The sequence below is a fragment of the Pseudarthrobacter scleromae genome (assembly GCF_014644515.1).
GTDB lineage: Bacteria > Actinomycetota > Actinomycetes > Actinomycetales > Micrococcaceae > Arthrobacter > Arthrobacter scleromae.
Genome location: NZ_BMKV01000001.1, coordinates 334,135 through 348,645, shown reverse-complemented (window position 1 = coordinate 348,645; position 14,511 = coordinate 334,135). Strand labels below are relative to the sequence as shown.

The window sequence follows — 14,511 nt, the reverse complement described above, 5'->3', positions numbered from 1 at the left end:
TGTCGAGGATATCCCTAGTAGTTGCGTCGGTGCTTCAGGCGGGGAATAACGACGGCGAACACGGCCGCCGCCGCAAAGCCCAGGACGCCCGTGGCTGAGACCCCCGCTCCCAGGGTGGCAACGGCGGTCACCCCGGAGAGGAGCACGGGACCGCCGGTGGACCCGGCATCGGCCATGAACCGCCACAGCCCCAGGAACTGCCCGCGGCCACGGTCCGGCGAAAAGTCCGCCCCGAGGGTCATCACCAGCCCGGAACTGATCCCGTTGCCAAACCCGATCAGGAGCGCAGCCAGCAGCAGCCCCGTGAAGGACCCTGTGAGAGGAATCAGCAGCAGTGCTATCCCCATGATCAGCGTGGAAGGGACGGCCACAAACTGCCGGCCTTTCCGGTCCATGAGCTTGCCCGCGGGATAGAACACCAGCATGTCGATGGCCCCGGAAAGCCCGTAAATCAAGGAAGCCGAGGTCGCGTCCATGCCCAGGTGGTCTGCCCACAGCGGGATGACCACCTGCCGGGATGAACGCAGCGCGCTGAGCAGCAGGATGCCCATGCCCAGGCTGAGGAACACGCCCGCGTGGGACACCGCGACGCTCCGCAGCGTGGGCTCCGGCCCCTTGTGTCCGCCGTCGGGCGCTGGAGCAACGGCCAGGTCCGGAATGGTGAGTGACAGCAGCGCGGCAGCCGCCATGGCCACCACCCCCACCCAGTAGGCGCCGCTGATGCCGGCGAACTGCATCACGGCCGCGCCCAGGAACGGCCCGATGAACACGCCGATCCGGTTCACCCCGCCCAGGGTGGACAGCGCCCGCGCCCGGAACTCCACGGGCACGGCCTCGGTGAGGTACTTCTGCCGGGCCAGCCCAAACACGGCGCCGGACATTCCGACGACGGCCATCGCCGCAGCGAGCAGCCACAGCCCGTCGGGCACCAGCGACGTCAGCCCGGCGGCCGCGAGCGCGAGGCCGGCAGCGACGGCGGCGCCCACGATTGACCAGCGCTCACCGAATTTGAGTGTGACCAGGGAGGCGGGCAGGTTGAAGAACCAGGAGCCCAGCCCGATCAGGGTGACGATCAGGGCAGCCACAGCCACCGACGCTCCCAGATCCCGGGCGGTCAGGGCCACCACCGGCAGGATGGCGCCCGTGCCGATTCCGTAGAGCAGCGTGGGGCCGAACGCTGCCACCGCGATGCCGCGCAGGCTGAAGGGCTGGGGGTCATCGGGGGAAGTCATCAGATTTATTTTATGGCCGCGCCCGTGACGCCGCCGCCCGGCCTGCGCACCGAAGGCCGGCGCCGGGAAACTACTGGCGGGCCCGCTCTCCGAAGCCTGCCAGCGACCTGAACAAGGCCACGATTTCCACCACCATGCCGATGATGGAGCCTACGATGCCCAGCACCAGCAGGACCCTCACCACCACGGGCCAGCCGGACCAGCCGTCCCCGAAGTCGAAGGGGAAGACCTCCCAAAGGCGGAACGTGGCGGCGAGCCCTATTCCCAGGACCACCAGGTTTCCCAGCGCCATAATGCCTCTGTTGCGGATCACCACGAAGATGAGGTTCGCCACGATGCCAGCGGTCAGTGACGCGTTGATGATGCCGAGCACGCGGTCCATATCCGGGGTCAGGAACGGCACCACCTGCCAGCCCGGCCAGATGTTGATCCCCCACATCATCGCGGCGTTAACCAGGACAGACACAACATTGCCGCCGCGGCTGGTCACCGTCTTGTCAGCCATGCAATCTCCCGGAGCCAGTTAACGGCCAAAATCATTGGACGTGCAGCCTGCCAACATCGTCCCCGCGGGAACTCCGGTCCGGAAGGGCCGAAAGGCCCGCAAATGAAGCGAATCGGGGGTCACAAACGCCTCGCGGAAGAGTAGCGTTCGCCTTATGGGGCGCTGATCCGCGCCCGTACAAAAGGGGAGGTCATTCGATGGGTGAAGTGTGGATCCGAACGCTCGGCAACGGGCTGGTCCGGGCAGACAGAATCACCGAAATTTCATCCACCCGCGGGTCCCTCCAGGAGGACCAGGGCTATTCGCTGAAGGTCATCGTGGACGGCAAGGGCCACGTGCTTATTGACGACGACGAGCTGCGGGGCTCGCTGGCCGAGCGGCTGGAATTCGCCCGTCACGTGGAGGACGCCCTGCTGCTTGCCATGGACGAGGCCCGGGACAGCGACACCGCCGTCGTCATCTCCTATGAGCCGGAGCGCGAGCGCTGGTCAGCCGCACCGGTCACGGTGTTAGCCGGAAGGCTGTCCGAAGCAGTGGGGTGAGCCCTTGGCTGTTCGCCGCGTTCGACGGCGGGCGGCAAGTTGCGTACGACGCCGGCCGCCGGCCCGGGTGCCACAGGCTGCGCCTCCTGGAGAACGGTCCGTGCGGGCAGCCCGGTGATGCTGGTCCGCGTGAAGCACAAAGCCCACAGCGCCGAAACCAGCACAACCACCACCACCCAGGGCAGATCCGGCCACGCCAGCAGGAAGGGCACGGCCACCGCCACCACGGTCACGATCAGCAGGTACCACGCCACGTACCACCACGGGTTGGCCGGCGGATTGCGGGTGGGATCGCTCGATTGCGTGAAGGACGGACGGCGCATCCGCTGGAGCCGGTTGTGCAGCACTCCCCACACCGGCCCGTTCAGGAGCCCCACCAGCACGCCGGCAAACACCGCCGTTGCCACTGCCAGCACGCCCCAGTCCTGCCAGTGCGCCCAGTGGTAGGTGGGCCCGGAGCACAGCCAGGCGGACCACCACGGGTCCGGGCCCTCCCCGGGCGCCCCGCACGCGGCCATGTTCCGTGCCCACTCCTGCGATCCCAGCCAGGCCAGCGCAGCCGGAGCGCTGAGTCCCGAGGTGAGGACTGCCAGCAGCCGCGTCACTCCCAGGCTTTTCACCATGACGCGGTGCGGTCGGAGCCGCCGGTCGCCGTCGAGAATCCTCAAGGCCAGCCCGGCGGACCCTGGCGGCGGCGGATCCAGGATCAGCCGTGCCAGCGGGTCCAGCACCTCCACGCGGTTCTGGGAGTAGACAATATGGTCATAGATCAGGGCGGACCTGTTGTACACGGGATGTTCCTCGGGTCCCGGACCGCCGTCGCCCTCGCTGTCCCGGGCGTAGATCTTGCCGAAAACCGGAAGCGGCCCGTTGGCGTGGGTGGAGATGGGCCCGGCCGGCACGAAGTCGAACTTCCCCCAGACGTTGATCCAGCGCGGTCGCTGAGGGTTGGCCAGCCAGTCCGACACCGGGTCCTCGCCCGTTCCCCCGCCCCACTGCGCGTACCCCAGGAGGTCCAGCCCGCTGCCCACGCTGACGAAGTTGGTGGCGCGCGCCTGGTTCTGGAACAGGACCTGCCCGGTGATGGCGGCACCCTGGCTGTGCGCCACCACGGTGACCTCAGTTTCCGGGCAGCGCTTCCAGCGCTGGAGCGTGTCCACCACCCGCTGCCGCATCGCCGCCGCCTGCAGGGGCTTGCGCTTCCACACCTGCGGATCGCCAAGGAAGTCGGCAAACAGGGAAACGAGCTTGCCGATCCACCGGCCCGGACCCGGGATCCACGCCAGGCCGATGATCAGCAGCAGCACCACCAGCACCGCCAGCAGGAGGAAGAACCCGGCAAAGGCAGCCAGCGAGGTCAGGACCAACTGCCGCAGCCAGGCCCCGAACCACCGGATGTTCCTCTGCCGGCCGGGATACAGGTTCCACTTGATCAGCTGGAGGGAGCGCAGGTACACGCGCAGGGCGGTCCGGAGTGCCCAGGAGTACGTGGACGCAGCCGACGCCGGCTCGAAGTCCCTGCCCCAGGACGCCTCCGTCATGAGCACAGTGAGATAGTCCGGCGTGCCGCCCGCGGCGCCGCGGAGGACCTTGACCAGCACCTCCGGCGGATCGCCCACCGCGTTCGCCTGGGTGATAACCAGATGCGGGTGCGTGGTGTCGGGGACCTGGTCCAGGGAGAGATCGTGCAGGCTCAGCATCAGCGGCTGGGCCCATTCCTGCAGGGTGCCGCCTTTGAGGGCGCGTCCCATGCCGTGGACGAACACCACCACATGGTCCGGCTGACCTGGCGGCTCCGGCTGTTCCCGCCGGCCCGTGGCGTTGGCGTCGCCGGCGTCGCCAAGGCTTCCACCTGCGCGCTTGCCCATGGCTACATGATCCACCCGGCCGGGCGCGGGGGAAAGGAAATCCGGGAACCCCAAACGATGTAATAAACACCTTCATGTTGCGTGGATCACATTATGTCCCTACTCTGGATGAGGCTGATGCAAACGGCCATAAGCAAGAAGCTGCAGCGTCGCAGCCAATGCCGGGGAAGGCTTTACAACTTGAATTCCAAGCTGAACATTGTTGTCCGTGTAGATCTCGACCACGCCAAGGCACAGGTGATTGCAAAGGGGCATGTCACCGTCCACAGCGTCAACGCACTGTATGTAGTCGTCAAGCGCGCCAATTCCTTACGAGAAGGACTGGGCGTGGAACTGGATATATCGCATGCGCGGGTGGATCAGGAAGCGCTGGAAATGCTCCATGCCTCTTCCGAAACACACCACCTGCCCGCCATGATTGATCCGCAGCAGGCGCCGTGCACCATCAGCGTCCTGGCGCCGCGCACTGCCTCCCGCAGGGCACACGCACCGGCACTGATCGCCGCATAGGCGCCCAGGCAACGGCACCCAGAGAGCCCAATCGTCGGGCCAGGGCGCCAGCCGCACACTTTTCTTTCCTCCTGATGTCCACGGACTGCGAGCGCAGCTGTATCCGAATAGACGGGTAGCTGCACTCCCGGTTTGCTGACAGCCCGCCATGGGTCATGCCCGTGGGTACAGCTTCTCCTGAATACAGGGGAAGCGGCACGTATCCTTCGGACCTGGCCGACGCCCTTGGCGTGTCCCGGCAGAGCATGTCCAACCACCTGGCCTGCCTGCGCGGCTGCGGCCTGGTGGTGGCAGTACCGTACGGCAGGCGGACCAGGTACGAACTGGCGGACGACCGGCTGGGGCACGCCATCCGTGACCTGCTGGGCGTAGTGCTGGCCGTCGATCCGGCGTGCTGCGCACCGGACGGGACATGCCAGGCGTGACGGACCTCCAAATTTCGCCGGCCCCGGAACGCCGCGCGGTCCTCTCCCGCCGCATCCGCTTCTTCGCCGCAGCCACTACAACGTCATTGAGGCGGCGGTTGCCCTCTGGGCCGGCGGCGTGGCCGGCTCGGCTGCCCTGATCGGTTTCGGCCTGGACTCGGTGATCGAGGTTGCCTCCGCCGTCGCGCTGTCCTGGCAGTTCGCCTCGAAGGATCCGGAACGGCGCGAGCGCCTGACACTGCGAATCATCGCCCTGTCCTTCTTTGCCCTCGCCGCCTTTGTATCCGCCGAGGCCATCCGATCCCTGACCGTCGGGGAAGGGGCCGAGCATTCTGTGCCGGGCATCTTCATTGCAGCCTTAAGCCTGGCCATCATGCCGGTACTGTCCTGGCTGCAGCGCCGGGCCGGCCGCGAACTGGGGTCCAAAACTGCGGTGGCCGACTCCAAGCAGACGCTGCTTTGCACCTACCTGTCGGCCCTCCTGGCCGGCCTGCTGCTGAACGCCACGGTGGGCTGGTGGTGGGCAGACGCTGCCGCCGCGCTGGCCATTGCCGCCATCGCCGTCCGGGAAGGCATCGAGGCCTGGCGCGGCGATGTATGCTGCACGGTTCCGGCCAGGGACGGCACCAATGCCGGGCTGGAGAGCAGTCCGGTTGCCGCCGGCTGCTGCTCGGGCTGCACGGACACCAGTGACGCGCCGCGGCAGGCAGCGGGCCCTGATCAGTACTTCGGCCAGTAGTCCGGATTGAAGCCGCTGGGGGTCGGAGGCCTGGGCGGGTCTTCCCATTGGCCGGCAGGAATTTCGCCCGGCTCAGGCTCCGGCTGCTCAGGCTGTGGCTCAGACTCCTGCTCTGGCCCGTGCTCCCGCTGCGTCTCCTGCTCCGGTTCGGGTTCCCGCTCGGGCGCAGGTTCAGGTCCGGTACTTTCCTGGGGTTGGTTCTTGTCGTGTGCCATGTCGCTCCCTTGGGGCCGGGATAGCCCACTGCCTGAGCACTTCCAGCGTAGGTTCCGGACCGCCCGCCATGTCAAGGTTTCCAGCTCCCCCACTTGCCCCCCTGCCCGGCACGAGCAACGCTTGGTCACTGGCGCCTAAGGTTCGTCTTCCACGAACTCGAGGAGGTCACCAGGCTGGCAGTTCAGCACCCGGCACATGGCCTCGAGGGTGCTGAAGCGTACCGCCTTGGCCCGGCCGTTTTTCAGCACGGCCACATTGGCGGGTGTCAGGCCCACACGCTCGGCGAACTCCCCCACACTCATCTTCTGCCTGGCCAGTTCGACGTCGATGCGCACCACAATGGGCATCAGATCACCGCTTCCATGTCCGCCCGGAGGTCGGCGGCCTGCCGGAGGAGGGCGCGCAGCACCACCACCACCAGGCCAAGGGCGGCGCCGGCCACCAGGATCAGAAACAGCAGGAGCGGGAGCCCGGGATCGTCGGCATGAAGGACGACGACGGCGGAGAGCGCCGCGAGCATGGTCCAGCCGGCGGCGATGGCCCAGACAATGGCGTCCACCCACACCAGGGCTCCGTTGCTGAAGATCCGGTCATGCTTGACGAGCGTCAGCAGCTTCCAGGTGCCCACGATCACCACCTGGACGCAGGCCACCTCCAGGATGAAGAAGATGGTGAGGGGCCACTGAAGGTGGGCACGGTCCGGATTCTCCTGCGCCATGTGCGCGAACTGGCCGGGGATGGACATGACCTGGAACAGGAGCAGCAGGAGGAAGGCCACCACAAGGACCATACGGAGGGCGGTGACTGCCAGGCGGGTTATCTTCATATATCGAGTTTCAGCTACTACCTATCGAAAGTCAATCGATGCGGGAAGCACTCATGTGAAGAGAAGCGTCGAAGGAGTCAGGACGTCAGCTGGTCCCGGCGGAACCGCAGCTCCCGCCGGGTGCCGTTGAGGGGTGATCCCGTGAAGGGCAGGGTGTCCAGCCGGATGCCCTCGGCGGCGGTGAGGGCCAGGGCGTTGGCTGCCGCCGCTGCCCGGGGAAGCAGCCCAATGGCGGCCGCGAACTCCTCCCAGTGCCTGGCCTTGAGTCCTTTGACTTTGCCGGCGAGGGGAAGCGCCATGGTGTCATCACCGTAGAGCAGGGTGCAGGGGATGTCGTACATCGGGGCTACGGCCCAGCTTCCGTTCCTGCCGGCGAGGACGGCGGCGTTCTTGGCGTGCAGGTCCCCGTTGCCGGTGAGCCAGGCGAAGACGAACTGCAGGTAGAGGTTGCGCACGGCCACGGCCCTTGCCTTGCACAGGCCGGCCAGCGCCAGGACCAGCTGTTCGGAACTGACGGCGTATTTCGACGCCGGCGGCAGGTTCATCACCTGCGCCCCGTCCTCGAGTGCCAGGCGCACCAGGCCGTCGGAGTGGGCACGGTCGAACCGCTCCACCAGCAGCCCGGGCATGCCGCGCTTGTCGGTAACCACGCTGTGCCTGGCCACAGGAATCTTCAGGGCTTGGGCTCCGGTGAGGTGGGCTGCCTCGTTCAGGACAAGATGCGGATAGCTGGGCGGATCCAGCTTGAGCAGGTAGCGGCGGTTGGCAAGCGCCAGCGGGGTGGTCATCATTGAGGCGCTTGCCTTGTGCTGCACGCCGGGCAGTCCGTGCGGATCCACCGCGTCTGCAAGGTAGGCGAAATCCAGGTCTTCGGGGCGGGACGTGTCCGCCAGCGGCCGCTGCTCCACCAAGAGTTCGCCGGCCGGAACAACCTGCACGTCGCCCGGCATGTCTGCGCCTACGGCCAGGAGGAGGCTTAGCTCATCACCCAGGCTCGTCTTCACGGCGTCCTTGAGCACGGTGAGCCGGTGGCCCTCCGGCAAGAGCCCCGAAAAGAAGGCCGGCAGCGCACCGCTGGGTGATTCCACGGGGTCCCCGGCAAGGGGCAGTGTTGTTGCCACCGGGCGGGCGCCGGCCGCAAGGTATTCGGCAGTGTAGGAGAAGGCCACGCCGCCGTGGTCCGTGCGGAAGAGGCGCCCGGCCAGGACGCCCGCCTTGTACACGTCTGCGCCGCGGACGAACTTCAGGCGCTGCAGGTCCTCAGTCATCAGCGGCCCGGAGGTGGAGGCCAACCGCGTTGGCCGCGGCGGCCACCGTGCCCAGCGACGGGTTGCCCGTCCCGGTTTCAATGGCATGGATGGTGCGCGAGGACGTGCCGATCAGATCGGCCAGCGTGGTCTGGGTAACGCCGGCCTCTTTACGGGCGCGCCGGATGCTGGCTCCGATGGCCTGAACGTCGTCCATCATTTCCTTCCGCAAAATATTGCTGATTCATGCGCTCCTTTAGGAGAGAATGCCCCACCATCCGACAAATCGCAATATATTGCGGAAAAGAGGGCAAGGGTCCGTCCAGCGGCCGCCCGGTCCCGCTATCGGAAGTATTTTTCAGTTTTGTTGCGTTTCGACGGCGAAGGACCGCACCCAGGGGTAGGTTTCGCGAGGAAACAGAGCCGGTCCTTGGTTGATCTTGAGGCAATCCTCGCCGGTCCTTGATCCGTCCGCCGCACACTGGTGGGAGAGGGGCCTGAAGCGTAAGGCAGCAGCAGCTGGGGTCTGGGCCCGGCAACAGGCCAGGGCCGGCGGCGGAGGCGGCGGAACAGCGTGGTTCCGCAAATAGCCGCCGGCCCTCCTCTCTCACCGGCCGTGGGGCCAACCAGGCAGCGACATCGCTGCCCCGAGTGTCATCCTTGAGAGCGAGCCTCGTTCGGTACCCCTCGATAAACTCGGAGGACACTTACCGGTACTTTTGGGGAACAGCCATGAGCGAAGCACTCGTCCATATCGATCAGTTCAGGATGGATTTCGGGGACAAGACTGTCATCCGCGATTTGTCCTTCGACGTGGAGCGGGGCGAGACGTTCGGCTTCCTGGGCAGCAACGGGTCTGGCAAAACCACCACCATCCGGGCCCTCCTGGGCATCTACCAGCCCACCGCAGGAACCCTGCATATAGACGGCAAGCCATTCCGGCCCGAGGACGGGGGCCGGCTCGGCTACCTCCCGGAGGAGCGCGGCCTGTACAAGAAGGAAAAGGTCATCGACGTCATGACCTACTTCGGCCGGCTCAAGGGCCTGGACCGGCACGCTGCCAAAACCTGGTCTCTGGAGTACCTCGAGCGGGTCGCCCTGGCGGACAAGGCAGGCGTACAGCTGGACAAACTGTCCGGCGGCCAGCAGCAGAAAGTTCAGCTGGGCGTCACCATCATGAATGATCCCGAGCTGCTGATCCTGGATGAACCCACCAAGGGCTTTGATCCCGTCAACCGGCGCCTCCTGATGGACATCATCGACGGGCAAAAGACCAAGGGCGCCACCGTCGTGATGGTCACCCACCAGATGGAGGAGGTGGAACGCCTCTGCGACCGGGTCATCCTGCTCAAGAACGGAACCGCCGAAGCGTACGGAACCATCGACGACATCCAGAACCAGTACGGCGGCCGAATCGTCCGGCTGAAACACTCCGGCCCGGTCCCTTCCTCGCCGCGGTATACGGTCACCGTGAATGAGACGAACTACTCCGAACTGTCCATCGCCGATGACGCGGACGAGGCAGACATCCTCCGGGAACTGGTTGCCGCCGGTGTGTCTGTCCGGTCCTTCACCACCACCAAGATTTCCCTGGAGGAGATCTTCATCCGCGTTTACGGCGACCAGAACAGGGCCGATGCGGCCGCGCTCCAGATGGCAGAGGCATAAGAGGCATGGCACAGCACAACCTCAGCACCGTGGTTACCTTCGAGTTCTTCCGCACCATCGGCAAGAAGCGCTTCTGGGCCGGCACCCTTGCCGTACCGTTCATCATGGCAGTGGTGTTCGGCCTTCTTTTTGCGTCCAACACCGCTACCGATACCGCGGCCAACGCCCAAAAAAGCGCCGAATTCACCATCTCCTACACAGACGCGTCAGGGCTCATCAGCCCCGGGCAGGCTGCGGTGTTTGGAGCAACGACGGCGGCTTCCGCGGACGAGGGGGTGGCCGCGGTCCAGTCCGGCAGCATTGATGCCTTCTTCGACTTTCCCGCGGACCCTGCCACCGAAACCGTCAAGGTCTACGGGGCAGACCAAGGCCTGTTCGAGAACAACAAGTACTCCGCCGTCGCGCAGGCCATGCTGACCCAGGCGGTCAACACCCGCATCGGCTCCGCCGAACTCTCCGCTCTGGCCAGCACTGACGCCACCATCGATATGAAGACCTACCGCGACGGCGTGGAATCCGGCGGCTTCAACTCGGCCGTGCCGCCGCTGTTTTTCCTGGTCATTTTTTACGGGCTGATCATTCTTCTCGGCGGACAGATGTTGAGCTCCACGCTGGAGGAAAAGGAGAACCGGGTGACCGAAATGATCCTGACCACCTTGAAGCCCACCACACTCATCAGCGGCAAGGTCCTTGCACTCTTCGCCATTGGCCTGCTGCAGATGGTCATCTTCGCCTCGCCGGTGGTCATCGGCTACCTCTTCTTCCGCGAGCAGATCAACATCCCGGACCTGGACCTTGAGGCGCTGGTCTTCGAACCGGCACCCATGATCACCGGCTTCCTGATCCTGGTGGGCGGCTTCGCCCTGTTCACCAACACACTGGTTGCGATCGGCGCCATCATGCCCACGGTCAAGGAGGCCGGTAACTACATGGCCGTGATGATCGCGCTGATCTTCATCCCCTTCTACGCAGTGTCATTGATTTTCTCCAACCCGCAGTCACTCATCGTGCAGGTCTTCACCTACTTCCCGTTCTCCGCCCCCGTCACCGCGCTCCTCCGCAATGGACTGGGATCCCTGTCAGTAGTGGAAACAGCTATCGTCCTGGCCATCCTCTACATCGGAGCAGTATTGATGTTCTTCCTGGCAGTCCGGCTTTTCCAGTACGGCTCCATCTCCTACGCCTCAAAGGTCAACATCAAGACGGCGCTCAGTAGCGGCCGCCGCGTACCGGCAGCCACCGGTACCACGCCGCGCTGACACTCCTGCCCCTAACGGGCATAGGATTTGCTGCATGAGGATTGCCGTCGCAGGGGGAACCGGTACTGTTGGCCGCCACGTGGTGGAGGTGGCAAAAGCACGCGGCCATGAGGTGTCCAGCATGAGCCGGGCGGAAGGCGTGGACCTGGTGAACGGCCGCGGCCTCACCCAGGCCCTTCAGGGGGTGGAGGCAGTCATCGACGTCTCCGGCATCCAGACCACGTCCACCAAAAAGGCCGTGGACTTCTTCACCAACGCCACCCAGAACCTGCTGGCAGCCGAAAAGCAGGCGGGGGTCAAGCACCACGTGGCGCTCTCCATTGTGGGGATCGACGGTTCAACGTCCGGCCTCTACGCCGGGAAGCTGGTGCAGGAAGACGAGGTCCGGCACGGCGGCATTCCATGGACCCTGCTGCGGTCCACACAGTTCCACGAGTTCGTGCCCCTGGCGGTGAAGATCGGGACTGTGGGTCCAGTGGTCAGCGTTCCCAAGATGTTCACCCAGCCCGTGGCTGCCCGGGAGGTAGCTGAGGCCCTGGTGACCGCGGCAGAGTCAGGACCCCAGGGAAGGGTCCCAGACCTGGGCGGGCCCCGGACCGAACAACTCGCGGACCTGGTCCGCGCATATCTCGCCAAAACCGGCCAGCGCAAAAGGATCCTTGAGGCAGTGCTGCCCGGCTCGATGGGGAAGGCAATGCGCAGCGGTGCGCTGATCCCGGCGCCGGGTGCCGCCGTCGGACGCCAGACATTCAGCGAGTGGCTGGAAGCTGCCGATGCCGACGGCGGCCGGGATCAATAACGGGGTTCACGCAGCAGACTGGACACTGGTTTAAGGGGGAACCATGCTTTTCGAATCCACGGACCGGTACTTCCGCAAGCTGGGGCTCCGCGGCCGGACAGTGATGTTCCAGCTTCCCCTGTCAATCACGATGCTGCTAGTGACGGTCCTGGTGGCCCTTCTGCACCCCGGGTTCGAGTGGCCCGGGCCGTTCCTCTACAGCCTGGCGGCGCACCTGGTGCTGCTCACGGCCAGCGCCGTGGTGCCCTGGGATCGCCTTCCGGCGCGGGCCGTCTTCGTGATTCCGTTCCTGGACTGCCTGGCCATCGGACTGTCCCGCGAATCGGGCGGCCAACACCTCACCGCCCTAAGCTTCCTGCTCGTTTTTCCGGTCGTCTGGCTGGCGGTCGGACTACGCCCCGGCGGTGTCGCAGCCGCCGTTCTCGCAACTGTCGTCAGCGTGGCGGTGCCGCCTGTCCTCCTCGGCACCGGATTCACCAGTGCCTCCTCCATCCGGATGGTGCTCCTGCCGGTCATCCTGGGGGCGATCGCACTCACCGCGTACGGGGTTGCCAACGGCATCGCCATGCAGCGGCGCCTGCTGCAACAACAGGAAGCGGACCTCCGGGACCTGCTCGCGGCCAGCGAGGACCGCGAACAGTTGCTGAACACGGTGATGGACACTGTCAGTGTGGGTGTGTGCGCCCTCGACGGCCAAGGCCAGGCAGTACTGGTGAACAGGCACCTCGGCAGCCGCCTCGCGGACGCCATCGGCAGTGAACCGACTCCCGGCAATGTGACCGACCTGCCCGTCTACGGCGTGGACAGGAAACACCGGCTTCCCCCCGAACGGCACCCCCGCTTGCGCGCCGCACGGGGTGAACCTTTCACCGACGAACTGATCTGGGTGGGCAGCGGAACCACCCAGCGCGCATACTCCGTGACCTGCCGTCTCACAAAGACGTCCGCTGGAGGGAACTCAGGCGCGGTCCTGGCGTTCACGGACGTCACAGCCCTTGTGACGGCGCTCTCCGCAAAGGACGAATTCCTGGCCAACGTCTCCCACGAACTGAGGACGCCGCTGACGTCCATCCTGGGTTACCTGGATCTGGCCCTTGACGACGAGGGCCTTGAACCTGGGCTGGAAGAGTGCCTGACCGTTGCCCAACGCAACGCCCGGCGGCTGCTGACCCTCGTCGGTGACCTGCTGACCATCGCGTCCGGATCATTGACCATTGCTCCCCGTCCGGCGGACCTCAACGACGTTGCCGCCACCAGCATCGAGGCAGCACAGCCGCACGCCACGGCCGCCGGCATCACCCTTGAACTGGAATCAACGGGTCCGGCCACAGGACGGTTCGACCCCGACCGCCTTGGCCAGGCAATCGACAACCTGGTGTCGAACGCCATCAAGTACACGCCGGACGGCGGAACCGTCACCGTCCGGATCAGCGCCACCGGACAAAGCCTCAGGTGCGAAGTCACTGACACCGGGATCGGAATGACCGAGGATGATCTCGCCCAGGCCTTTACCCGTTTCTTCCGGGCCGCCAATGCGCACTCTTCCGTAATTCCCGGTGCGGGCCTGGGGCTGGCGATCACCAAATCCATCGTCGAGAACCATCGGGGAACCATCAGCCTGTCCAGCAGCCGCGGCAAGGGAACCACAGCGGTCCTGACCCTTCCGGATGCGGACGCTTCACTCCCGTCCCCCGCCTCCGCACGGTAACAGGACCCCGGCGCCGGGCGCCGCCGTCGGACGCCGGACCTTGTATGAGGGGGCCGGACGCTACCCGCGGGCCTTCCCGCCCCTGTGCCGTCCTGCCGGGGCACTGCCCGTGAGCGGGTGCGCGAGCCGCCAGTGCTTGCGGGAGTGGGTGCCGGCACGGCCGGCGGGAGTGGCGGCGGCCGTGGCCACCAGCGACGATCCCCTCCGGCGGCGGCGCAACCGGAGGAGGACGATCACCGTCAAACCAAGCCACACGAAAGATACACCGAAGACAAGGACCAGGGACGGAATCGCATCCATGATCAAGCTTAGGCTCTGAACCGCCGGTATCTGTTACCCGTTTACCTGGGCGCTGACTACGCGCCCCGCAGGTGAGTACCTCCCCGGGCGGCACTGGGTGCCGGCACCGCCGCCGGGCGGTTCAAACCGCTGCATCCGCTCGGGTAGGCTCAATGCACCAAAGCCTGAGGGGGCAGCGCTCTGAAACGGCAAGCCATCATCATTACCGCAATCGGCACTGCGCTGGCAGCCGGTGTGCTGCTCAGTCCGCCGGCGCCAACGCCTCCGCACATCAGCGCGCTGGACCGCGAAGCCACGCCGGCCGATGCCCTTCCCGAAGGCATTCCGCCGCTCCCTGCCGAAGGCCACACCACTCGGCTCCTCGCCACTGCTGATGGCATTCGGTACTTCGTCGGGCAAACCCGGGACGCAACCTCCTCCTGCCTAACCGTCATCCCGGAAGACCGGCCCACCCAATGGACCACCGGATGCGGCCAAGCCACAGACTCCCGCCAGGAGCTCGTCAGAACCGGGGTGCCAGGCGTGGTCACTGCCGTCCTCATCCCGGACAACTACAACCCATCCCGCCTCCTCGCCGAGGGATTCAGCCGCGTCCACGAAAACATCTACTCCGTCAGCACTAACAGGATCCCAGGCTCAGCCCGCTGATTCCTGAGAGGCACTGAGC

At 65.9% G+C, this 14,511-nt stretch carries 16 protein-coding genes and 1 pseudogene; 9 read left to right on the top strand and 8 right to left on the bottom strand.

Annotation, left to right across the window (positions count from 1 at the left end):
* Positions 1-14: 14 nt before the first annotated feature.
* Positions 15-1,232 carry an MFS transporter gene (locus IEX33_RS01595; protein WP_188727181.1) on the bottom strand — a complete coding sequence of 406 codons (1,218 nt, stop codon included), beginning with the start codon at positions 1,230-1,232 and terminating at the stop codon, positions 15-17.
* A gap of 70 nt (positions 1,233-1,302) precedes the next feature.
* Positions 1,303-1,737: a hypothetical protein gene (locus tag IEX33_RS01590; RefSeq protein ID WP_188727180.1), complete on the bottom strand. Its 435-nt coding sequence runs from the start codon at positions 1,735-1,737 to the stop codon at positions 1,303-1,305.
* Positions 1,738-1,934: 197 nt separating this feature from the next.
* Between IEX33_RS01590 and IEX33_RS01585 the strand changes: the two genes are divergently transcribed.
* Complete coding sequence (locus tag IEX33_RS01585) at positions 1,935-2,279, top strand: hypothetical protein (RefSeq protein WP_104184467.1); 345 nt, start codon at positions 1,935-1,937, stop codon at positions 2,277-2,279.
* Here IEX33_RS01585 and IEX33_RS01580 read toward each other — a convergent pair.
* The gene (locus IEX33_RS01580; RefSeq protein WP_188727178.1) at positions 2,201-4,147 is read right to left on the bottom strand and encodes a hypothetical protein; all 1,947 of its coding nucleotides are present in this window, start codon (positions 4,145-4,147) and stop codon (positions 2,201-2,203) included. The two genes, IEX33_RS01585 and IEX33_RS01580, sit on opposite strands and share 79 nt — an antisense overlap.
* 93 nt (positions 4,148-4,240) lie before the next feature.
* Between IEX33_RS01580 and IEX33_RS01575 the strand changes: the two genes are divergently transcribed.
* From IEX33_RS01575 to IEX33_RS01565, 3 genes and pseudogenes are all read left to right on the top strand, one after another.
* Complete coding sequence (locus IEX33_RS01575) at positions 4,241-4,657, top strand: hypothetical protein (protein WP_308421942.1); 417 nt, start codon at positions 4,241-4,243, stop codon at positions 4,655-4,657.
* A 155-nt stretch (positions 4,658-4,812) separates the two neighbouring features.
* Complete coding sequence (locus IEX33_RS01570) at positions 4,813-5,082, top strand: helix-turn-helix domain-containing protein (RefSeq protein ID WP_377089707.1); 270 nt, start codon at positions 4,813-4,815, stop codon at positions 5,080-5,082.
* Positions 5,070-5,821 (top strand): annotated as a pseudogene (locus IEX33_RS01565) (cation transporter). Before IEX33_RS01570 ends, IEX33_RS01565 begins: the two are co-directional and overlap by 13 nt.
* Positions 5,822-6,171: 350 nt before the next feature.
* Here the strand turns inward: IEX33_RS01565 and IEX33_RS01560 are convergent.
* From IEX33_RS01560 to IEX33_RS01545, 4 genes are all read right to left on the bottom strand, one after another.
* Complete coding sequence (locus IEX33_RS01560) at positions 6,172-6,384, bottom strand: helix-turn-helix domain-containing protein (protein ID WP_188727175.1); 213 nt, start codon at positions 6,382-6,384, stop codon at positions 6,172-6,174.
* Complete coding sequence (locus IEX33_RS01555) at positions 6,384-6,863, bottom strand: DUF2975 domain-containing protein (RefSeq protein ID WP_188727174.1); 480 nt, start codon at positions 6,861-6,863, stop codon at positions 6,384-6,386. The genes IEX33_RS01560 and IEX33_RS01555 overlap by 1 nt, the downstream gene beginning before the upstream one ends.
* 77 nt (positions 6,864-6,940) lie before the next feature.
* Positions 6,941-8,131 carry a type II toxin-antitoxin system HipA family toxin gene (locus IEX33_RS01550; RefSeq protein ID WP_188727172.1) on the bottom strand — a complete coding sequence of 397 codons (1,191 nt, stop codon included), beginning with the start codon at positions 8,129-8,131 and terminating at the stop codon, positions 6,941-6,943.
* A complete protein-coding gene (locus IEX33_RS01545; RefSeq protein ID WP_407681605.1) occupies positions 8,124-8,330 on the bottom strand; it encodes a helix-turn-helix transcriptional regulator in 207 nt (68 codons plus the stop codon). The genes IEX33_RS01550 and IEX33_RS01545 overlap by 8 nt, the downstream gene beginning before the upstream one ends.
* A 512-nt stretch (positions 8,331-8,842) precedes the next feature.
* Here IEX33_RS01545 and IEX33_RS01540 point away from each other — a divergent pair.
* From IEX33_RS01540 to IEX33_RS01525, 4 genes are read left to right on the top strand one after another with little or no spacing between them, the layout of a single operon-like run.
* Positions 8,843-9,778 (top strand): ABC transporter ATP-binding protein, encoded by a 936-nt coding sequence (locus tag IEX33_RS01540; protein WP_188727169.1) that lies wholly within the window; start codon positions 8,843-8,845, stop codon positions 9,776-9,778.
* Positions 9,779-9,783: 5 nt separating this feature from the next.
* Entirely contained in the window at positions 9,784-11,037 is a 1,254-nt protein-coding gene (locus IEX33_RS01535; RefSeq protein WP_188727166.1) for an ABC transporter permease, read from the top strand.
* Positions 11,038-11,071: 34 nt separating this feature from the next.
* Complete coding sequence (locus IEX33_RS01530; RefSeq protein WP_188727165.1) at positions 11,072-11,836, top strand: SDR family oxidoreductase; 765 nt, start codon at positions 11,072-11,074, stop codon at positions 11,834-11,836.
* A gap of 43 nt (positions 11,837-11,879) precedes the next feature.
* Complete coding sequence (locus IEX33_RS01525; RefSeq protein ID WP_188727163.1) at positions 11,880-13,544, top strand: sensor histidine kinase; 1,665 nt, start codon at positions 11,880-11,882, stop codon at positions 13,542-13,544.
* A gap of 60 nt (positions 13,545-13,604) precedes the next feature.
* Here the strand turns inward: IEX33_RS01525 and IEX33_RS01520 are convergent, their stop codons facing one another.
* Positions 13,605-13,844: a hypothetical protein gene (locus IEX33_RS01520; protein ID WP_188727161.1), complete on the bottom strand. Its 240-nt coding sequence runs from the start codon at positions 13,842-13,844 to the stop codon at positions 13,605-13,607.
* 234 nt (positions 13,845-14,078) lie between these two features.
* Here IEX33_RS01520 and IEX33_RS01515 point away from each other — a divergent pair, with 234 nt between their 5' ends.
* Positions 14,079-14,492 (top strand): hypothetical protein, encoded by a 414-nt coding sequence (locus IEX33_RS01515; RefSeq protein WP_188727159.1) that lies wholly within the window; start codon positions 14,079-14,081, stop codon positions 14,490-14,492.
* The last annotated feature ends 19 nt before the right edge of the window (positions 14,493-14,511 follow it).